This is a genomic window from Corynebacterium gerontici, assembly GCF_003813985.1.
In the GTDB taxonomy this organism is placed as follows: Bacteria; Actinomycetota; Actinomycetes; order Mycobacteriales; family Mycobacteriaceae; genus Corynebacterium; species Corynebacterium gerontici.
In genome coordinates, this window is record NZ_CP033897.1 from 1,972,702 (window position 1) to 1,991,954 (window position 19,253).

At 59.1% G+C, this 19,253-nt stretch carries 16 protein-coding genes; 2 read left to right on the forward strand and 14 right to left on the reverse strand.

Annotation, left to right across the window (positions count from 1 at the left end; all coding sequences use genetic code 11):
* Positions 1-134: 134 nt before the first annotated feature.
* From rpsG to CGERO_RS09245, 3 genes are all read right to left on the reverse strand, one after another.
* Positions 135-602, reverse strand: coding sequence for a 30S ribosomal protein S7 (gene rpsG / locus CGERO_RS09235; RefSeq protein WP_123935314.1), 468 nt, complete (start codon positions 600-602; stop codon positions 135-137).
* Between the two features lie 3 nt (positions 603-605).
* Entirely contained in the window at positions 606-977 is a 372-nt protein-coding gene (gene rpsL / locus CGERO_RS09240) for a 30S ribosomal protein S12 (protein ID WP_025251882.1), read from the reverse strand.
* Between the two features lie 230 nt (positions 978-1,207).
* The gene (locus CGERO_RS09245; protein ID WP_123935316.1) at positions 1,208-1,690 is read right to left on the reverse strand and encodes a hypothetical protein; all 483 of its coding nucleotides are present in this window, start codon (positions 1,688-1,690) and stop codon (positions 1,208-1,210) included.
* 220 nt (positions 1,691-1,910) lie between these two features.
* Between CGERO_RS09245 and CGERO_RS09250 the strand changes: the two genes are divergently transcribed.
* Positions 1,911-2,681 carry a TrmH family RNA methyltransferase gene (locus tag CGERO_RS09250; protein WP_123935318.1) on the forward strand — a complete coding sequence of 257 codons (771 nt, stop codon included), beginning with the start codon at positions 1,911-1,913 and terminating at the stop codon, positions 2,679-2,681.
* A 3-nt stretch (positions 2,682-2,684) separates the two neighbouring features.
* On the opposite strand, the gene CGERO_RS09255 is transcribed toward CGERO_RS09250, so the two are convergent.
* The 7 genes from CGERO_RS09255 to CGERO_RS09285 form a co-directional block, all read right to left on the reverse strand.
* Positions 2,685-3,422: a hypothetical protein gene (locus tag CGERO_RS09255; protein ID WP_123935320.1), complete on the reverse strand. Its 738-nt coding sequence runs from the start codon at positions 3,420-3,422 to the stop codon at positions 2,685-2,687.
* 3 nt (positions 3,423-3,425) lie between these two features.
* The gene (locus CGERO_RS09260) at positions 3,426-4,340 is read right to left on the reverse strand and encodes an ABC transporter ATP-binding protein (protein ID WP_164470298.1); all 915 of its coding nucleotides are present in this window, start codon (positions 4,338-4,340) and stop codon (positions 3,426-3,428) included.
* A gap of 69 nt (positions 4,341-4,409) precedes the next feature.
* Positions 4,410-5,099, reverse strand: coding sequence for a response regulator (locus tag CGERO_RS09265; RefSeq protein WP_281271022.1), 690 nt, complete (start codon positions 5,097-5,099; stop codon positions 4,410-4,412).
* Positions 5,084-6,304 (reverse strand): sensor histidine kinase, encoded by a 1,221-nt coding sequence (locus CGERO_RS09270; protein WP_123935322.1) that lies wholly within the window; start codon positions 6,302-6,304, stop codon positions 5,084-5,086. The genes CGERO_RS09265 and CGERO_RS09270 overlap by 16 nt, the downstream gene beginning before the upstream one ends.
* Positions 6,305-6,398: 94 nt before the next feature.
* The gene (locus CGERO_RS09275) at positions 6,399-7,031 is read right to left on the reverse strand and encodes a hypothetical protein (RefSeq protein ID WP_123935324.1); all 633 of its coding nucleotides are present in this window, start codon (positions 7,029-7,031) and stop codon (positions 6,399-6,401) included.
* 18 nt (positions 7,032-7,049) lie between these two features.
* Positions 7,050-8,060, reverse strand: a complete 1,011-nt coding sequence (locus CGERO_RS09280) for a serine hydrolase (protein ID WP_123935326.1) — start codon at positions 8,058-8,060, stop codon at positions 7,050-7,052.
* Positions 8,044-8,799 carry a flagellar basal body-associated FliL family protein gene (locus CGERO_RS09285; protein WP_123935328.1) on the reverse strand — a complete coding sequence of 252 codons (756 nt, stop codon included), beginning with the start codon at positions 8,797-8,799 and terminating at the stop codon, positions 8,044-8,046. Before CGERO_RS09285 ends, CGERO_RS09280 begins: the two co-directional genes overlap by 17 nt.
* Positions 8,800-8,882: 83 nt before the next feature.
* Between CGERO_RS09285 and CGERO_RS09290 the strand changes: the two genes are divergently transcribed.
* Positions 8,883-9,233, forward strand: coding sequence for a zinc ribbon domain-containing protein YjdM (locus tag CGERO_RS09290; protein WP_123935330.1), 351 nt, complete (start codon positions 8,883-8,885; stop codon positions 9,231-9,233).
* A 66-nt stretch (positions 9,234-9,299) separates the two neighbouring features.
* Here CGERO_RS09290 and CGERO_RS09295 read toward each other — a convergent pair whose 3' ends face one another.
* The 4 genes from CGERO_RS09295 to CGERO_RS09310 all read right to left on the reverse strand — a co-directional run bounded on the left by CGERO_RS09295 (position 9,300) and on the right by CGERO_RS09310 (position 19,175).
* Positions 9,300-13,310 carry a DNA-directed RNA polymerase subunit beta' gene (locus tag CGERO_RS09295; protein ID WP_123935332.1) on the reverse strand — a complete coding sequence of 1,337 codons (4,011 nt, stop codon included), beginning with the start codon at positions 13,308-13,310 and terminating at the stop codon, positions 9,300-9,302.
* Positions 13,311-13,436: 126 nt separating this feature from the next.
* A complete protein-coding gene (rpoB, locus tag CGERO_RS09300; protein ID WP_164470299.1) occupies positions 13,437-16,931 on the reverse strand; it encodes a DNA-directed RNA polymerase subunit beta in 3,495 nt (1,164 codons plus the stop codon).
* 208 nt (positions 16,932-17,139) lie between these two features.
* Positions 17,140-18,303: a cell envelope lipid trafficking protein PgfA gene (pgfA, locus tag CGERO_RS09305; RefSeq protein ID WP_123935336.1), complete on the reverse strand. Its 1,164-nt coding sequence runs from the start codon at positions 18,301-18,303 to the stop codon at positions 17,140-17,142.
* A gap of 17 nt (positions 18,304-18,320) precedes the next feature.
* Positions 18,321-19,175 (reverse strand): NAD(P)-dependent oxidoreductase, encoded by an 855-nt coding sequence (locus tag CGERO_RS09310; protein WP_123936105.1) that lies wholly within the window; start codon positions 19,173-19,175, stop codon positions 18,321-18,323.
* Positions 19,176-19,253: the final 78 nt, after the last annotated feature.

A 19,253-nucleotide genomic window follows, 5' to 3' on the forward strand; every position in this document is an offset into this window, starting at 1 on the left:
TTTGTTGGACTTCCGCCCGACGAACCTGAATGTACAGCCTTGAATAGCGTTGTAGCCCAGCCGATGCAAGGCGAATAGGCACCGCGTGGGCGCTCGCCGCGATCGAGTGGGCTCGACAACGCATTTGGTGCGAATTACCAGCGGTAGTGGGCGAAGGCGCGGTTGGCCTCTGCCATCTTGTGGGTGTCCTCGCGACGCTTCACGGAAGCGCCGAGGCCGTTCGCAGCATCGAGGATCTCGTTGGCGAGACGCTCAACCATGGTGTTCTCGCGACGCTGGCGGGTGAAGTTCACCAACCAACGCAGTGCCAAGGTGTTGGCACGAGCGGGACGAACATCCACGGGCACCTGGTAGGTAGCGCCACCGACGCGGCGGGAGCGAACCTCGAGGTCGGGCTTGATGTTGCCGAGAGCCTTCTCCAGGGTGAGCACCGGATCAGTGCCGGTCTTCTCCTTGCAGATGTCCAACGCGCCGTAGACAATGCGCTGAGCGGTGGACTTCTTGCCGTCGAGAAGCACCTTGTTCACGAGCTGGGTTACAACCTCAGAGCCGTAGACAGGATCCTTGATTACTGGACGCTTGGGAGCTGCATTCTTACGCATTGATTACTTCTCCTTCTTTGCGCCGTAACGGGAACGGGCCTGCTTGCGGTCCTTCACACCCTGGGTATCGAGTGCGCCACGGATGATCTTGTAGCGAACACCGGGGAGGTCCTTCACACGACCACCACGAACGAGCACCATGGAGTGCTCCTGGAGGTTGTGACCCTCACCGGGGATGTAAGCGGAAACTTCGATGCCGGAGGTCAGGCGAACACGCGCGACCTTACGCAGAGCGGAGTTCGGCTTCTTCGGCGTGGTGGTGTACACACGGGTGCACACGCCACGACGCTGAGGCGAGCCCTTCAGAGCCGCGGTCTTGACCTTAGCGGTCTTATCGTGGCGACCCTTGCGGACCAGCTGTTGAATAGTAGGCATAAACCATCCTTCTAAAACATGGCCGGCCCCCCGCAGACAGCTACTTGGGTACCCGGTGGGGCGATAGTGCTGGAGCTACGAAGAACGTACGAGCGTAGACGCCAATGCCTTTGACGTCAGCCGACCGTGATGACTTGTAGAGATTCTGTGGTCAAATGCCACAGAGCCAAAGATTCAACTTACCCCAGCCCAATAGGAGAGTCAATGTGCATTAGGGGCAAATCGTACACTTAACGGCTGAGCCACTCCGACATTTGCAGCTCGAGTTTCAAATCACCTAGTTCATCCAACACCTCGACCATCGCATCGTTCACCCGGATGGTGTGCGCTCCAGCATTGACCTCGAATACACCTGGTGACACTTCAATCGCCGGACGCCTGAGAATTCCGTTGCCTACATACCCCTGGTAAAGCAACCCCTCGGGTGTAACACAGATGGACACATAATCTGTTCCATCTGTGCCCGCATAGGCATATTCCCCATGGCAATGGGTTACTGAGTTGATGAGGTGATTCCACTCTTGGGCCGGCACTGCGGCGGGCGTAGAAGCTTGGCTCTGAGCACTGGAAGGCACCGGTTCCTTGAGTGTTGCGATAGTGCCGGCCTTTAGTTCCATCTCAGTGGAGTGTTTCAGCTTTCCACTGAAAAAATATCCTCCAACCAGCACTAATGCGAGTACCGTGCAGATCAATGGCAGCAGTACCGCGAACATCGATCTGAGGGCTCGGCGAGCCCCCTGTCCGCCCTCCTGCAACGCTCCGCACTCCTTCGTATGATTACCGTCCTACCGCGATCTGTTCCACATACACAATTACTAGGAATGAAAAGGTTTTGCACATCGCTACGGGCAATCAAAACGTTTCTTCACTTCAGATTGTTCCCCCTGCACTACCCCCGCAGTGTGGTATACGGTATCCGGTAGGCTTCTGCCTATGATTGAATCGCTGCTCGACTCAAAAGCACGCGAAATTTCCGCAGTAATCGACGCAGAATTTCCCGGCCGCTTCATCATCGACGATGAAGAAAATATTGCCCAGGCTATTGCCCATGGTGTCACCATCCATGAGGTAGTGAGCATCGGCGAACGAACTCCCGCTGATGTGCTTGCTCAGGCTCTCCGCGAACATCACATCGAAGTGGTGGGAATGGCCGTACATGTGGCAAAGAGGTTGTTTGGCCATGATAAGCGCCCGCGATTGTTTGCCGTCGCCGAGACTCCCCAATCGCACGATCTTGATTCGGCACTCTCTCCAGAAGGTGACATCGTGGTGCTCGACGGTGTCCGCTTGCCCGGTAACATTGGTGCGATCGTCCGCACCGCCGCGGGTTTGGGTGCCGCTGCCGTGGTGTTGGTGGATTCAGGTTTGGAAGACGCATTGGATCGCCGCCTAGTTCGAGCGAGTCGAGGTTTAGTGTTTGCCATTCCCGTCATTATTGCTTCACGCGAGGACGTCCTCGCCGCACTCCAGGAGCATGACATCCCGTTGGCAAGCCTGGCGGCTGACGCTCCACAGAAGCTCTCAACCATCGCCGACGTTGAAGGCCGGATCGCCTTGGTGATGGGCAGCGAGAAACATGGCGTGTCCACGCAGTTGCATGAACACGCCAAGTATCGTTTCTCAATTCCTATGCGCGAGGGCGTGGAAAGCCTGAACGTCTCGGTAGCTACCGGCATCGCCCTTTTCACGCACGCCCAGCGTTAAGTGCTAGCGCACATCGCGCTTGTTCGACCACACCGCCAGCAGCACCATGAGTACTAGCCAGGCACACAGGACAAGTGCGTTGAACCAATCTGGCTGGAATTGGTCCACGCCAAAGCCGCGTGGCGCACCATTGTCGTATCCAAGCTGCCCTGCCCTGAGGGTGGGGCTCATAAACAGCAGGTACTTCAGAGCGCTGACCTTGGTGCTGGCCAGTACCAACAGGTTATCCAGTACAAGTGCTTGCGCCAGGGGAATGGCCATACCAGCAGCAGTGCTGCGGGTGAGCATGGCGAAGCCGATGCCCAGGTTGAGCAACACCACGGACTTGAGAGCGGTAGCACCGAGGTCTTGGAAGTTTGTGAACTCTACGCTGAGGTTCGGCAGAATCGTTGCCAGTGCTGCTCCAAGCAGCACGGCGAGAATCAATCCGGCGAGTGCGAAAAAGTTTTGCCAGAAGACGCGCGCAAATATCCAAGATGAACGGCTCTTCTGGGTGAGCATCGCTTGAGCATTGAGTTTAAATTGCAGGTCACGTCCGATGCTGGCGCCAAAGTACGCCATGATAAATACGTAGAGCATTTCTGCCAGCAGCAGTCCCTCAAAATCCAAAGCCATCGGTTCCGTGACGGTGAAGGACAGCACTACAACGGGAATCTGCAGGATCAAGATGGCCACCACAAAGGTGATCCAAGTGGAGCGGAGCGTGAGCAGCTTGGTGAGTTCTGATTTCAGTGCATTCATGGCTTATTTGCTCCTATATTCTTGATCGTCCATCGTTGCTTGCAGGAAGCGTTCTTCGAGTCCTGCGCTGCGAGCCTTGAGGCCTGTGAGCAACACCTTGTGCTCCAGCGCAAGGCGCGCGATCTGTTCACGGGCGGCTTGTTCTTCGCCCTCCACTGGAACGTGGAAACCGCGCTCGATGGGTGTTGGCTTGAAGCCGTGTTGTTTGAGCACATCTGCGAATTCGCTGTGCGGAGTTTCTATTTCAACCAGTCCCCCGCCGAGAAAATCGGCCATGTCATACTCGCCGATGAGTTTGCCGCGCCCGATAATCACCAGGCGGTCTGCCGTTTGCTGCATCTCTGCTAGCAGGTGGGAGGACACCAGCACCGACCGACCTTCGGAAGCGAAGTAGCGGATGGTTTGACGCATCCAGCTCACGCCTTCGGGGTCAAGGCCGTTCACGGGCTCGTCGAAAAGCAAATGTTGAGGATCACCGAGCAGCGCGCTGGCAACCCCCAACCGCTGTCGCATGCCCAGCGAAAAGCCGCCGACTTTGGCCTTCGCTTTAGAACTTAGGCCTACAAGGTCCAGGCACTCATCCACGCGCGTATCGCTGATCCCTGCACCGCGGGCGAGCATGCGCAGATGGTTGCGGGCGCTGCGCTTCGGGTCTACCCAGGAGGCATCGAGAAGCGCGCCGACGAGCTGAGCCTTCTGCTTACTGTCCTGCACCGCGCCTTGGAACTGCCCGTGTGTGACAATCGCCTTTCCGCTCGTTGGGGTGTCGAGACCCAGCATGCAGCGCATCGTGGTGGATTTGCCTGATCCGTTGGGGCCGAGAAAGCCCGTGACTTTGCCATCGGGCACCCCAAAGCTGAGGTTTTCAACGGCCAGGTTGCTGCCGTAACGCTTGGTTAATCCTTGAACTGTGAACATACTGCCCAGTGTGCCAAGCACGGTGTATTAGTACATCGGACCACAGGCTGATGTTTTGGTTCTCATGCCTCAGGATGATTCAGCAAGCAGTTCTGCTTGGGTCACGAGGCCATGCCGAAAAGCAAAGAGGACAGCCTGCACTCGATCCCGGGACGCCGTTTTGGCCAGCACCTTACCCACGTGCGTTTTCACCGTCGGCATAGAGATGAACAGCACTTCGGCGATTTCCGTATTACTCAACCCCTTGGCCATCAGCACGAGGATTTCTTCCTCTCGTGGTGTGAGGGGATCGATGAGGTTGGTGGGTATTCGGTGACTTTCGCCAGCGGGCTCCACCAGACGCATGTGTTTGAGCAGGGTGGAGGTGGCCTTGGGGCTAATCACACTCTCCCCTTCCGCGACGGTGCGCACGGCATCAATCAGTGCCTCTGGTTCGGTGTCTTTGAGCAGAAACCCGCTGGCCCCTTGTTCCAGCGCCCCAATCACGTAGTTATGGGAATCAAAGGTGGTCAGCGCAACAATTCTGGCAGGGTTTTCCCGCAGCGATTTCATTGCCTCGATACCATTCATCACCGGCATCTGAATGTCCATCAGGATCACATCCACCGCTTTCGTCTGCGCTTTCTCCACGGCCTCCGCGCCGTCCGCAGCCTCCCACAACACCTCGATATCAGGCTGTGACGCCAGTACCATGGCAAAACCTGCGCGAACGAGACGTTGGTCGTCGACAAGCCCAACGAGCACTACCCCATCAGCCACGCCTGCACCTTCCAACCTCCTGGATAGCTTTTCGACGCACCCCAGCGCGCATCTCCACCGTGGATCCTGGCACGTTCGCGAATACCAATCAATCCGCGCCCAAAATCATCGGGCAACCCGCCAAGCCCCTGGCCTGGCGCGTTGTCCATGGTCACCGTGATTCTATCCTCCCACTGAATGAGCAAGGTGGCCTCCACGGCACCTGCATGCTTGATTGCGTTGGTCAGGCATTCCTGCACGATCCGGTAGAGCGTCAAAGATTTCGACTCACTGAGCTGCTGTGACGTTCCTTCCTGGTTAAAGCTAACGCGCAGCCCATTGCGCTCAGCCTCTTTGACCAGCGCGGCGATCTGCTCGCTGCCCGGCGCGATGTCATTCGATCGATCCTCCTCATGCAGAATCGATAGCAGGGAACGCATCTCGGCCAATGCTTTCCGAGACTCCCGGGAAATGGTAGCGAGTACCTCTGTAGCCTTCTCGGGGTGCTGGGCTGCGGCGAAACGCCCACCATCAGCCTGGGCGATCACCGCCGTGAGTGAATGCGCCACGATATCGTGCATTTCCCTGGCGATTCTGCCCCGTTCCGTCAAAGCCGCGAGCTCTGCGCGTGCCCGCAAATCCTCTAGGCGTTGAGTTCGTCTGCGGGAAGCGTTGCCGAGGAGCCAGAAAAAACCAATGGATACCGAAGTAAACGCGCCCATCGCACCCAAGGTACTGAACGTCTCAGCCGGAGCGTCCTTCCAATAATCAATGAGGCCACTGTAGGCAGCAGTTGGGTGAAGCAAGATGAGGAACTGCCCCAGCAGGCTCGCCCCAATGATTCCAGCAAGCACCGCTGCTCGTCGGTGTTCCAACCGCGCGGCCAGGACCCATGTCTGCCAACACACGACCCCATAGGCCAGCCCCAAATACTGGATCGAACCACTAAAGGTGAATATCGAGAGACCCAGCGCCACAAGAAAGGTCGCGGCCAAATGGCGATGCTGAAGCCAGACGCCAACGAGCATGGCGGCGATGCCGCAGATTGCAACGATCTGATGCCAAAGGGGTTGCCCCGGTTGCCGCGAAGACGTCACAGCGAGCAAAGTACTCAAGGCGATCACAAACAGGATCAACAGCCGCCACACGCTGCGGCTTCGAAGCGCGGGCATATGGAGCGCTGTTCGATGCGCCGTGGTCTTGCTAGGTGTCTGTCGTGTATCCATGTGTCACTAAAGACTATGCCCGCCTCGTGGGCGGGCACATGCTACTGGGGTATGAAAAACATGGGAGTTGAGTGTGGTCCCTGGCCGTTGGGCGTTAAGCGGCAGTCCAGTGGTCCAAATCCAGCTCGTACGCGATTGCTCCCGCCCCGTCATACACGGTCACATGAGAGCCATCAATTTCAATGCTGTTGGGATTGGCATCGATGGAATAGTCGGCATAACCATTGCGCACGGTTCTTCCTGAAAGATCGAGGCTCTTGCCATTCACCCACGCGTGGTAATCGCGGCCTGTGTTGCCGCGGCACACGGAAATGTAATCAACGCCGTTGGTGCCAGCGTATTCGGGCGCAGCACAGGACGTCTGCGAATTCATCAGTCCTGCCCAGTTATTGGAGTTGGATCGCTGCGGCACGGTCTGACGGACCGTGGTGCGATCTGTCACAGTCACGGGCGGCTCAACCGTTTCTGTCACCGTCACTGGGGGCTGCTCTTTCACCGTCACCGTCTGCTGCTCGGGTGCAGCGCTGCTCGCCACAGGTGCAGCAGCGTTGTCGTTTTTTGCACCAAGCACGAAGTAAGCGATCATAACCAGCAATGCCAGTGCTAGCACCACAGCTGTGACGATCCACCAAGCCCTGCGGTTACTCTGCTGACCAGCGGTGGGTGGAGCCCATTGCTGCTGCGATTGGGGCTGTTGCGGTTGCTGCGATTGTCCCCACTGTTCCATCTGCTTCTCCTCTACTGCCTACACTGCAGGAATGCTGCTAAAACCTTCAGGCGCGCCGCCGTTAGGCTTTTGCGGCACAGAAGTGGGCTCTGGTGTGGTTTGCTGTGGCTGTTCCGGCAGTTCCGGCGCCTGCTGTGATGAGCTCGTGGCGTGTTCTGAGGCTTTGGCGTCGCTGAGCAGTGGCAAGAATGGCTCGATTGCCGCGACGGCCTTATTCAACACCGTTTGTCCTGTTTCATAGGTGCCATCAGCCGGAATCACGGCAATCGCGATGCCCATGTTGCCCACAGATGGCAGGACACCAAATTGACGGACCAGATACGCGCCATTCGTGTCCGGCCCCCAACCCCCTTTGAAACGAGCACCGCGGAGCGTTCCAAGCCCATAGGCCTGGCCCTCCACCACGTTGCCCATCTGCTCGAGTACCGGCTCGGCGCCGGGAAGAGCTGCTAATTGAGCACCAAAGGTGGCTTCCTGCCCAGTTGACCATTCAGTTTGGCCGTAGGGACTGAATTGCGGCCGGAACTTGGTGGCAGGAACGTCGGCAGGTGTGCCAGCCTCTGCGAGCACAGCTTCCACCGCTTTCGCCGCGGCTTCTCCCCCGCCGAGGGATTCCCAAAGCTGTTCTGCGGCACTGTTGTCGGATTGCGTGATCGCCTGTGCCATCACCGCTTGCAGCGAGGAGTCTTGGCGCAACGCAGCGATCGAGAGCGGCACCTTGATCGTCGACCATGCCGGTTGGGTTGGGGCAAGCGAACCAGCGAACTTCGGTTCAGTTTCAGCGCCGCTGGCTATGGCGAGGGAGATACGCGAGCCCGTCGCCTCCTCCACCTGTGCGATTGCCTCGCGGATTTCATTTGGCAGATCCGCAGAAACACCTTCGCTTGGAATGCTCGAACTGGTGACTGTGGATGTGACGGTGCTCGGATCGCTGCTTTGGGGCTCGGGAAGCACACACGAGGCCAAAGCGCTCAAGCTCAGCGCTGCGATGCCTAACCCACCCAGAATACGTTTAGGCGATGTAGACATTCGCGTTATTTCCTCCGGTGCAGTGCACGTATTGTCCATTATCCGAGCAGCTCATCTGATAGGTCTGGCCTGTCACCGGCGAATAGACATTCAACGTGGGGCTGGTATTGCCGTTGGTGCGGTATTGATCGCTAAAATCCTTGGCCACCGCCAATGCGAAAGAATCGGAGGTCGGCCCGGATTTCCACACATTGTCCAGGTTGCCCGATTGGCGCCCGGCCTTCGCGCCACTACTCACGGCAACGGCGTTGCTTGGCAGCATTGGCCTTGCCGGGCGTTGCTTGGTGGACTGCTTCGTTGACTGTTCCTTGTTTGACTCTTGCTCAGCACCATCGGGGCCCACGGTGGTCACGACGGTCACGGGATCCTGCTCTGCAGCCGTCGAGTCGGTGGCGTTTTGCGACCGCATATAGAGCACAACCCCGCCGGCGATGAGCGCCAGCACCAGCACGATGACGAGCGCGATCCAGGGCGCATTGCTTTTGCGTGGTTCCTGATACGCGGGCGCATATTGGGCAGGCGCTGCTTGAGTGGAGGCTGAGGCGTATTGGGCCTGGTTATTGGTGGGAAATTGCTGCTGCGGCATCTGCTGTTGAGATGACGCATTGGTGGGCTGTGAAGCGCTTGCCTCACCTTGGGGCGGGAACATGCTGGTTTCAGGCGTCTGCTGTTCACCCCAGCCGCCGGCAAAGTCCTGGTCGCGATACTCGGGCTTATCATTCCACTCGTTCTTGCTCACCCTGCACATTCTATGCAATGGGGTCGGCCCGGGGGTGAGTTTTCATACGGGCTTGCGCTGCTTGTGACGGTAAAGTTCGCGACATGGACGAAGTAACCCTACCCCCGTGCCCAGAATGCGCCAGCGAATTCACTTACGAGATGCCACCGCTTCTGGTCTGCCCCGAGTGCGCGCACGAGTGGCAACCGCAGGACGAAGCCGCCGAGGAACGCATCGTGATCAAGGATTCCGTCGGCAATGAGCTTTTCGACGGCGACTCGGTCACCGTGGTCAAAACGCTCAAGGTCAAAGGCTCCTCCCAGCCCATCAAAACCGGTACCAAGGTTCGTAATATCCGCCTTCTGCCAGAGGCCACCGATGGCCACGATATTGATTGCAAGATCGACGGCTTCGGCGCAATGAAGCTGAAGTCTTCTGTCGTGCGTAAGGTTTAATGCGAAAGAAAAGCTCCCGGCGTTCCAAAAGGAACGAGCCGGGAGCTTTGTGCTTTTGCCTAGGGCTTAGAGGTCAAACGCCTCATCCAGCGGCACGGATGCGCCGGTGAATTCACCATAGGTGTCATCGCCGTACACCGATTCCCCGTAGGTGGGGATGGAGTAAGCGGCGTTGCGTGCAGCCTCGGTGGGCTTCACCGAGATGTTGCGGTAACGCGAGATACCGGTACCGGCCGGGATGAGCTTACCGATGATCACGTTTTCCTTCAGGCCGATGAGCTTGTCGGAACGCTTGTTGATCGCGGCGTCGGTCAGCACGCGGGTGGTCTCCTGGAAGGAGGCCGCGGACAGCCAGGACTCGGTAGCCAGCGATGCCTTGGTAATACCCATGATCTCGCTGCGCAACTCGGCGGGCTGACCACCGGAGGCGAGAGCCTCCGCGTTGGCGGCCTTTGCCTCCGAGAGGTCCACCAGGGTGCCGGGGAGGAACTCGGTGGAACCAGACTCGATCACGGTACCGCGACGAAGCATCTGGCGGATGATGATTTCGATGTGCTTGTCGTGGATCGCCACACCCTGCGCGCGGTACACGTCTTGCACTTCGTCCACCAGGTGCTGCTCCACGCCACGGCGGCCGAGAACCTCGAGCACGTCGTGAGGATCGGCGGGGCCACGCAGGAGGCGATCGCCAACATTGACGTGGTCGCCTTCAGCGAGGGTGCGCTCGATCATGGCACCCGGGTTGGATTCCATGGGGACGCGGACCGTCGCCAAGCCTTGGCGCTTGGACAGCTTCTCGTACACCACGTTGTCCGAACCATCGTCCGGGGTGATGGTGAGCGTGTAGAAGTTGCCTTCGTCCTCCAGGTGCACGGTGCCGGCAACAGAGGCGATCGGCGCGCGGTTCTTGGGCACGCGAGCCTCAAAGAGTTCCTGCACACGGGGCAGACCGCCGGTGATGTCGCCACCCACACCACCTTGGTGGAAGGTACGCATGGTGAGCTGAGTACCGGGCTCACCAATGGACTGTGCAGCCACGATGCCCACTGCCTCGCCGATGTCAACGAGTTGGCCAGTTGCCATGGACTTGCCATAGCACTTGGCGCATACGCCGGTGGCGGTCTGGCAGGTCAGCACGGAGCGGACCTTCACCTGCTCAACGCCTGCTGCCACGATCTTCTCGATGGCGGCCTCGGTGAGGTTTTCGCCGGCGGCTACGAGCACGTTGTCGTCCGCATCCTTGATGTCGGTAGCAGCCACGCGACCAGCAACGGAGGTCTCGATCAGAGCATTGCCGGTGTAGGAGGTGACTTCGCCTTCGGCATTCTTGACAGCCTCGGCAACGGGCACACGGATACCAAGGCGGGTGCCGCAGTCTTCCTCGCGCACGATGACGTCCTGCGCCACGTCCACCAGACGACGGGTGAGGTAACCGGAGTCTGCGGTACGCAGAGCGGTGTCGGCCAGACCCTTACGCGAACCGTGGGAGTTGTTGAAGTACTCCAGCACCGACAGACCTTCACGGAAGGAGGTCTTGATCGGGCGGGTGATGTAGTCACCCTTGGAGTTCACAACCATGCCCTTCATGCCGGCCAGGGTCCAGATCTGACGCATGTTACCGGCAGCACCGGACTTCACGATCATCGGAATCGGGTTGTCGTCGGGGTACAAATCCTCGACGGCCTGACCAACTTCGTCGGTGGCGTCCTTCCACAGTTCCACCAGGCGGTCATAACGCTCGCGCTCGGTGAGTGCACCCTGTTCCCAGTACTTGCGCTCGATCTTGCGGGCCTCGGCCTCGTAGTTTTCGAGCATCTCGGTCTTGTTCGGGAGCACGAGCACGTCGGACATAGCGATGGTGACACCGGAGCGGGTCGCCCAGTAGAAACCGGCGTCCTTCATCTTGTCCATCGTCTGCGCGACGGTGATCATGGGATACTTGGCTGCGAGATCGTTAATGACGTCGCCAAGCATGATCTTGTCGGATCCGCCGCCCTTTCGGACCATGACGCCCTCGAGGTATGGGTAGTTCCACGGCAGCAACTCGTTGAACATGACTCGACCCAAGGTCGTATCCGCCAACCAAGTCTGTCCCTGTTCCCAACCATCGGGGAACTGCTCAGCCTCAATGTCTGCCGGCGGGCGCAGGTGCGAAATGCGCACCTTGATCTTGGCCTGCAGGCCAAGCACACCGCGGTCACGAGCCATGATGGCCTCCGCATAGGAGGAGTACACACCCTGTGCCGGAGCATCGTCGGTGGCGGGCTTGTAGGCGCCCTCGCCGCCGAGCTCGTCCTCGCCCTTATCCATGGTGAGGAAGTACAGACCAGTCACCATGTCCAGACGCGGCATCGCCAAGGGCTTACCGGATGCGGGCGAAAGGATGTTGTTGGAGGCAAGCATCAGCACGCGCGCCTCAGCCTGTGCTTCTGCCGAAAGTGGCAGGTGCACAGCCATCTGGTCACCGTCGAAGTCGGCGTTGAACGCTTCACATGCCAAGGGGTGGAGCTGAATAGCTTTACCCTCAACGAGCTTCGGCTCGAAGGCCTGAATACCCAGGCGGTGCAGGGTAGGCGCACGGTTGAGCATCACGGGGTGCTCAGCAATAGCCTCTTCCAACACGTCCCACACCTCGGGGCGCTGGCGTTCCACCATGCGCTTCGCGGAGCGGATGTTCTGGGCGAAGTCGTTTTCTACCAGGCGCTTCATCACGAAGGGCTTGAACAGCTCCAACGCCATGAGCTTGGGCAGACCACACTCGTGCAGCTTAAGCTGCGGGCCGACGATAATCACCGAACGGCCGGAGTAATCCACGCGCTTACCCAGCAGGTTCTGACGGAAACGGCCAGCCTTGCCCTTGAGCAGGTCACTCAGGGATTTCAGCGGACGGTTGCCAGGGCCGGACACGGGGCGTCCGCGACGGCCGTTGTCGAACAGCGCGTCCACGGATTCCTGCAGCATGCGCTTCTCGTTGTTCACGATGATCTCGGGGGCGCCGAGATCGATCATGCGCTTGAGGCGGTTGTTGCGGTTGATCACACGACGGTAGAGGTCGTTGAGGTCCGAGGTGGCGAAGCGACCACCGTCGAGCTGCACCATGGGGCGAAGCTCCGGCGGGATCACCGGGATGCAGTCGAGCACCATGCCAGCCGGGTCGTTGCCCGAACGCTGGAATGCTGCAACAACCTTGAGGCGCTTGAGGGCGCGCATCTTCTTCTGGCCTTTGCCGTTGTTGATGATCTCGCGCAGTTCCTCGGCCTCGGCGTCAAGGTCGAAGTTGCGGATCAGGGTCTGGATGGCTTCGGCACCCATACCGCCGGTGAAGTAGTCCTCGTAGCGGTCGATGAGCTCTTCGTAGATGGTCTCATCGATGATCATCTGCTTCGGAGCCAGCTTGACGAAGGTCTGCCAGATCTCCTCAAGGCGGTCGATCTCGCGCTCGGCACGCTCGCGGATGTGCTGCATTTCCTTCTCGGCTGCGTTTTGCACCTTGCGGCGCGCGTCAGCCTTGGCACCTGCGGCTTCGAGCTCTGCGAGGTCTTCCTCGAGCTTCTGGGCCCGCTCAGCGATGTCGGATTCAGCGTCGGCCTCAACGTCCTTCTTTTCCAGAAGCATCTCGGCTTCCAGGGTGGACAGGTCGTTGTGGCGAGCTTCCTCATCAACGCTGGTGATGATGTTCGCAGCGAAGTAAATGATGCGCTCAAGATCCTTAGGAGCAAGGTCAAGCAGGTAGCCCAGGCGCGAGGGCACACCCTTGAAGTACCAAATGTGGGTCACGGGAGCTGCGAGCTCAATGTGGCCCATGCGCTCACGGCGCACCTTGGACTTGGTCACCTCAACGCCGCAGCGTTCACAGATGATGCCCTTGTAGCGAACACGCTTGTACTTGCCACAGGCACATTCCCAGTCGCGGGTAGGACCGAAGATGCGCTCACAGAACAAGCCGTCCTTCTCAGGCTTGAGCGTGCGGTAGTTGATGGTCTCCGGCTTCTTAACCTCACCTTTGGACCAACGGCGGATGTCGTCGGCGGTGGCCAGGCCGATGCGGAGTTCGTCGAAGAAGTTGACGTCGAGCACGTAACTCCCTTTCCCCCTAATTCATAGGGGCTCGTTAAAAACTTATTGCTTTCTTTGAATGTCCGCCTGCAGGTGCTTGTCGACGTCCCACGTGGCCGTCGGAAAGCCAAACCTGCAGACCTGGCGTTATGCGGAGTCGGCGTCCGAACGCTCGTCGCGGGAGAGGTTGATGCCAAGGGAGGCACCAGCCTGGTCGTAGTCATCCTCGTCGGAACCGGACAGTTCCATCGGGGTGCCATCTGCGGAAAGCACTTCCACGTTCAGACACAGCGACTGCAGCTCCTTGAGCAACACCTTGAAGGATTCGGGGATGCCCGGATCCGGGATGTTCTCGCCCTTAACGATCGCCTCGTATACCTTCACGCGACCGACAACGTCGTCCGACTTGATGGTGAGCAGCTCCTGGAGTGTGTAAGCAGCGCCGTATGCTTGCATTGCCCACACCTCCATTTCGCCGAAGCGCTGGCCACCGAACTGTGCCTTACCGCCCAGCGGCTGCTGGGTAATCATGGAGTAAGGACCAGTGGAGCGGGCGTGGATCTTCTCGTCCACCAGGTGGTGGAGCTTGAGAATGTACATGTAGCCCACGGAGACCGGGTACGGGAAAGGCTCGCCGGAGCGGCCGTCGAAAAGCTGAGCCTTACCATCGGCGTCCACCATGACGTCGCCGTCACGGTTGGGGCGAGAGTTGGCGAGCAGACCAGCGAGTTCGTCGTTGGAAGCTCCGTCGAACACTGGGGTGGAGGTCAGCGAACCGGCAGGCACGCTGTAGAGCTCCTCGGGCAGCATCTTCATCAGCTCGGCGTTGGCCGGGTCATCGGTGTCGATTTCCCAACCGGCTGCAGCCAACCAACCGAGGTGCACTTCGAGCACCTGGCCGATGTTCATACGACGCGGCACACCGTGGGTGTTCAGGATGATGTCCACAGGGGTGCCGTCCGGCATGAAGGGCATGTCCTCGGCAGGCAGGATCTTGCCCACAACGCCCTTGTTGCCGTGGCGGCCAGCGAGCTTATCGCCATCCTGGATCTTGCGCTTCTGGGCAACGTACACGCGAATCATCTCGTTCACGCCCGGAGCCAGATCGTCGTCGTCCTCGCGGGAGAAGCGACGCACGCCGATGACCTTGCCGGTTTCGCCGTGAGGCACCTTCATGGAGGTGTCACGAACCTCGCGAGCCTTCTCACCGAAGATGGCGCGCAACAGGCGCTCTTCCGGGGTCAGCTCGGTTTCACCCTTCGGGGTGACCTTACCCACCAGAATGTCGCCGTCGCGGACGTCGGCGCCGATGCGCACGATGCCGCGCTCGTCGAGGTCCTTGAGTACGTCCTCGGAAACATTCGGCAACTCACGGGTGATTTCCTCGGCACCGAGCTTGGTGTCGCGGGCGTCAATCTCGTGCTCTTCAATGTGGATCGAGGTGAGCACATCTTCTTCAACCAGGCGCTGGTTCAAGATGATGGCGTCCTCGTAGTTGTGGCCTTCCCAAGGCATGAAGGCAACCAGGAGGTTGCGGCCAAGGGCCATCTCACCATTGTGGGTGCCGGGGCCGTCAGCGATAACCTGGCCAGCCTCAACGCGGTCACCGATGCTCACCAAAGGCTTCTGGTTGTAGCTGGTGCCCTGGTTGGTGCGCTCGAACTTGCGCAGGCGGTAGGTGTCGCGGATGCCCTCATCGTCCATGATGGTAATGAAGTCAGCGGAAACATTTTCCACCGCGCCGGCCTTCTTGCTGATCAGCAAGTCGCCCGCATCATATGCGGCGCGCTGCTCCATGCCGGTACCAACCAGCGGAGCCTCGGAGCGAACCAGCGGCACAGCCTGGCGCTGCATATTCGCGCCCATGAGGGCACGGTTAGCGTCGTCGTGCTCCAGGAAGGGAATCATGGCAGTAGCCACGGAAACCATCTGGCGTGGGGAGACGTCCATATAGTCGATGGCGTCGCCGGACACAACCTGGATGTCGCCGTTCTTCACGCGCACAGTCACGCGTTCTTCGAGGATCTTGCCGTCCTTGTCAAAAGGAGTGTTGGCCTGAGCCACCACGTAGCGGTCTTCCTCATCAGCGGTGAGGTAATGCACCTCGTCGGTGACGATGCCGTTTTCGACCTTGCGGTACGGGGTCTCGATGAAGCCGAAAGCATTCACGCGGGCATAGGATGCCAGCGAGCCGATCAGACCGATGTTCGGGCCTTCGGGAGTCTCAATCGGGCACATACGGCCGTAGTGAGACGGGTGCACGTCGCGCACCTCAATGCCAGCGCGCTCACGCGAAAGGCCGCCGGGGCCCAGCGCGGAGAGACGACGCTTGTGGGTAAGACCAGACAGTGAGTTGTTCTGATCCATGAACTGCGAAAGCTGCGAGGTACCGAAGAACTCGCGAATGGCAGCCGAAACAGGACGCACGTTGATCAGCGAGGTAGGCGTGATCGACTCTGCATCCTGGGTGGTCATGCGCTCGCGCACAACACGTTCCATGCGGGAAAGACCAACGCGAACCTGGTTCTGGATCAGCTCGCCCACCGTACGCAGACGGCGGTTACCAAAGTGGTCAATGTCGTCAGTCTCAACAGGGATGACCACGCCCTCAGGAGAGGTCATGCTGGTCTCACCTGCGTGCAGGCGCACCAGGTACTCGATGGTGGTGGCGATATCTTCTTCGGTCAGAGTCATCAGACCGTCGTTGTCGCCGCCGAGGCCCAGCTTGCGATTGACCTTGTAGCGGCCAACCTTTGCCAGGTCGTAGCGCTTTGCGCGGAAGAAGGAGTTGTCCAGCAAGGACTGAGCCAGATCGCGCGTAGGCTGCTCGCCCGGGCGCTGCTTGCGGTAGATCTCGAGCAGAGCTTCGTCGGTGCTGGCGACGTTGTCTGCTTCCAGGGTGGACATCATGATCTCGGAGAAGCCGAAGCGTTCCTTGATCTGTTCGGTGGTCCAACCCAGTGCCTTCAGCAGCACGGTGACTGGCTGGCGGCGCTTGCGGTCAATGCGGACACCGACGGTGTCGCGCTTATCCACGTCAAATTCGAGCCATGCGCCACGAGAAGGAATCACCTTTACGGAGTGCAGGGGACGCTCGGTGGACTTGTCGATGGTCTGGTCGAAGTAGACGCCAGGCGAGCGAACAAGCTGGGACACCACGACACGCTCGGTGCCGTTGACGATGAAGGTGCCCTTGTCGGTCATCATCGGGAAATCGCCAATGAACACCGTCTGAGACTTGATCTCTTGGGTGTCATTGTTGATGAACTCTGCGGTCACATACAGCGGCGCAGAGTAGTTGATGTCTTTGTCTTTAGCCTCGTCGATGGTGTTCTTCATGTCCTCGAAGCGTGGCTCCGAGAGCGACAGAGACATGTTGCCGGAGTAATCCTGGATCGGGGAAAGTTCCTCGAGGATGTCCTCCAACCCGCTGGTTACGCGGGCGTCGGGGCCCAATTCTTCCTGTTTCTTAGCGCGCCACTCAGGCGTGCCAATGAGCCAGGCAAAAGAATCGAGCTGAATATCAAGAAGTCCTGGGACTTCAATTGGTTCGGTAATTTTCGCGAACGAATAACGTTCGGGAGCCCCAGGGATGTCGGCCTTGGTCTGGCGGGAGACTGCCAAGATGGGTCCTTCCAGCACCTCACGCGGATGATGGCCCCGCAATATTGACCACCAAAACCGCTGGTAATTGAGCATTTCGGTCTGCTGAGGAATCGCCGTACACAGATAGCACGGAATGACCTTGTCAAGTTGCTAAGTTTTTAGAACTCAATCAAGGTCACAGTTGTCATCCGATACGGATTCCAGCGCAACGAATCAGCCTATACCGACATATGCGTGGCGTCAACTACTGATCTTCAGTTTTTTCCCAGGGTAACTTACGGGGCATCTGCACCGGAGGCACCGCCTGGAAGCGGTTACTCGGCGCCTGGATGGGTCCCGTTGTCGGCTCCGATTCATCGCGAACTACTACGGGATGAGCATCGGCCGCCTGGGAGCCAACAGTCGGTGCAACGACAGTCGGTGGGGAGTCTAATACCTCTGGATCGCCATCTTGATCAGACTTGCCGGAGTTGTTTCCGGTTCCGAATGCGCCGAAGATCCCAACAAGGGTGATGACTCCACCGATCGCTGCGAGCACCCAGCAGATGATGCGCGGGACGCGCCAGTCGGGGAACTCGGAGGTGGCATCAAGAAGCGCTGCCTGATCTTCGTCGCTCAGTGCTCCATTGAATACGAGCCCGTCAGCTACGCGCTCGCCATTATTCAGGGCGTAATAGTCATCAATGTTCTCGATCACATTGACCACCAGCCCAGTTCGCTGATCCACCACGAATTCACGCTTGCCGGAGTGGTAGAGGTATGCGGTCACCTGCTTTTCACCGCGCGGCACCGTCACAGTGTTTTTCACCGCGGCGTAATTGAGCGCCACGTTCTTTGGCTCGATGGTCTGCACATAGTGGTTAAGCGTGTGGCCGTCCTTCTCTTCACTTTCGGTGAACTCGGCCGGCACTGCTTCACGCAGTTCAGGATCCAACACTGAGTAGGTGGTTTGCTCAGCGTGAGCGGGGAACTTCAACCAGATGCCATCTGCCTGCACCTCGCGCGGCGGATTGCCCAATTGATCCGTCACAGTCAAAGGCTGAGAAAGTTCACCCGAGGTGCGATCAATGGTGGTGGACCACACGCTCGCGGTGATGAGTCGATCCACCTCATCCTGCATACTCTCACGCATCTGAGTGAGCCCCACCTGCACGGTGGCGTGCTCATCATCCGCTGCGGGGAAAAGCTCATAGTGAAGCTGGCGAGTCACCGGCGCTTGCACTTCCCTATCGCGCCCGATCACGCGGCTGCGCGCTTGATCATCACGCAAGGTGTAGGTGGTGTGCTCAAACCCCATCGGCAGTTGCGTGCCCTTATCTAGCAGCGCCGGCGCGAGCAGACCGACAACTACGAGGAAGAGACCAAAGCCGATGGCTAAGGCTGAGGTGATTCGTGACTTGGGCAGCATGTGCACCGATCCTACTATCAGCCCTGATCAATCTGGTTACGATTTACCAGGATGGCGGAAAAATCGTGCTCACCGCGCCCCTCATCCTGCTGCATTTCCAGGCTTTCCAGGGCCGCCGCGGTTGCTGGGAGCACCGTCTGTGCACTGCGCAGCATCAGTCCCACGTCTTTAGCAATGGCATTCACACTGAAGTCACCCGGCTCGGTGTCACGTTCCCCCAGGACGAAGGGCGCCTTCATGTTCTTCAGGAAGGCAAGGCCTGTGGAGTCGAGCATCTCCAATGCTTCGGGCGTGTCCACACCATTGGAAGCCGCCAAGTGCAAAGCCTCAAGCACGCCCTGGGCACTCACTGCCAACGCAAGATTGGCCAATAACTTGCCGGTTGCAGCCTTGGCCGCGGAGTCCACCACCTTGAGGCGCTCTGGATTAGCGGCAGCCCATGGAGCCACAACTTTGGCCACCAGGTCACGAGCTTGGGCGTCGGACCCGCCAACATAGACGCCCAGCTTGCCCTCACGAGCAGGACCAAGTGAGCCAACCACGGGAGTTGCCACGTAGGTGGGAACGGCCTCGGCAAACTGTGCAGCGTCTTCTGGAGAGACGGTGGTGGCGTCCGCCCAGGGCACCCCCTCGGGGATCAGGTTGGCATCGAGCACAACTTCTTTGATTTGTGGTGGGCCGAAAAGGCAGGTCACCACCAGGTCAGCACCACCTACTGCCTCTGCGGGAGAGTTGGCGGGGGTCGCGCCGGCGTCGAGAAGCTTTTGCGCCTTCGCAGCAGTGCGATTCCACACCGTCACCTCATGATCTTTCAGCAAATGCAGGGCAAGCTCGGTGCCCATACGTCCAGTTCCAAGCCATGCGATCTTCATGCCACCATCATGCCAAAGCGCCCCCGATTCGGTCGTGGTATGGAGTTCGCCGAAGACGATTGGATCCTCGAACTTGGC

Coding starts and splice junctions, on each gene's coding strand:
- CGERO_RS09280 (WP_123935326.1), bottom strand. CDS start 8,060: ATGTCTACATCGCCTAAACGTATTCTGGGTGGGTTAGGCATCGCAGCG.
- CGERO_RS09260 (WP_164470298.1), bottom strand. CDS start 4,340: ATGTTCACAGTTCAAGGATTAACCAAGCGTTACGGCAGCAACCTGGCC.
- pgfA (WP_123935336.1), bottom strand. CDS start 18,303: ATGCTGCCCAAGTCACGAATCACCTCAGCCTTAGCCATCGGCTTTGGT.
- rpsL (WP_025251882.1), bottom strand. CDS start 977: ATGCCTACTATTCAACAGCTGGTCCGCAAGGGTCGCCACGATAAGACC.
- CGERO_RS09310 (WP_123936105.1), bottom strand. CDS start 19,175: ATGAAGATCGCATGGCTTGGAACTGGACGTATGGGCACCGAGCTTGCC.
- CGERO_RS09275 (WP_123935324.1), bottom strand. CDS start 7,031: ATGGAACAGTGGGGACAATCGCAGCAACCGCAACAGCCCCAATCGCAG.
- CGERO_RS09270 (WP_123935322.1), bottom strand. CDS start 6,304: ATGGATACACGACAGACACCTAGCAAGACCACGGCGCATCGAACAGCG.
- CGERO_RS09290 (WP_123935330.1), top strand. CDS start 8,883: ATGGACGAAGTAACCCTACCCCCGTGCCCAGAATGCGCCAGCGAATTC.
- rpsG (WP_123935314.1), bottom strand. CDS start 602: ATGCGTAAGAATGCAGCTCCCAAGCGTCCAGTAATCAAGGATCCTGTC.
- CGERO_RS09255 (WP_123935320.1), bottom strand. CDS start 3,422: ATGAATGCACTGAAATCAGAACTCACCAAGCTGCTCACGCTCCGCTCC.
- CGERO_RS09250 (WP_123935318.1), top strand. CDS start 1,911: ATGATTGAATCGCTGCTCGACTCAAAAGCACGCGAAATTTCCGCAGTA.
- CGERO_RS09245 (WP_123935316.1), bottom strand. CDS start 1,690: ATGTTCGCGGTACTGCTGCCATTGATCTGCACGGTACTCGCATTAGTG.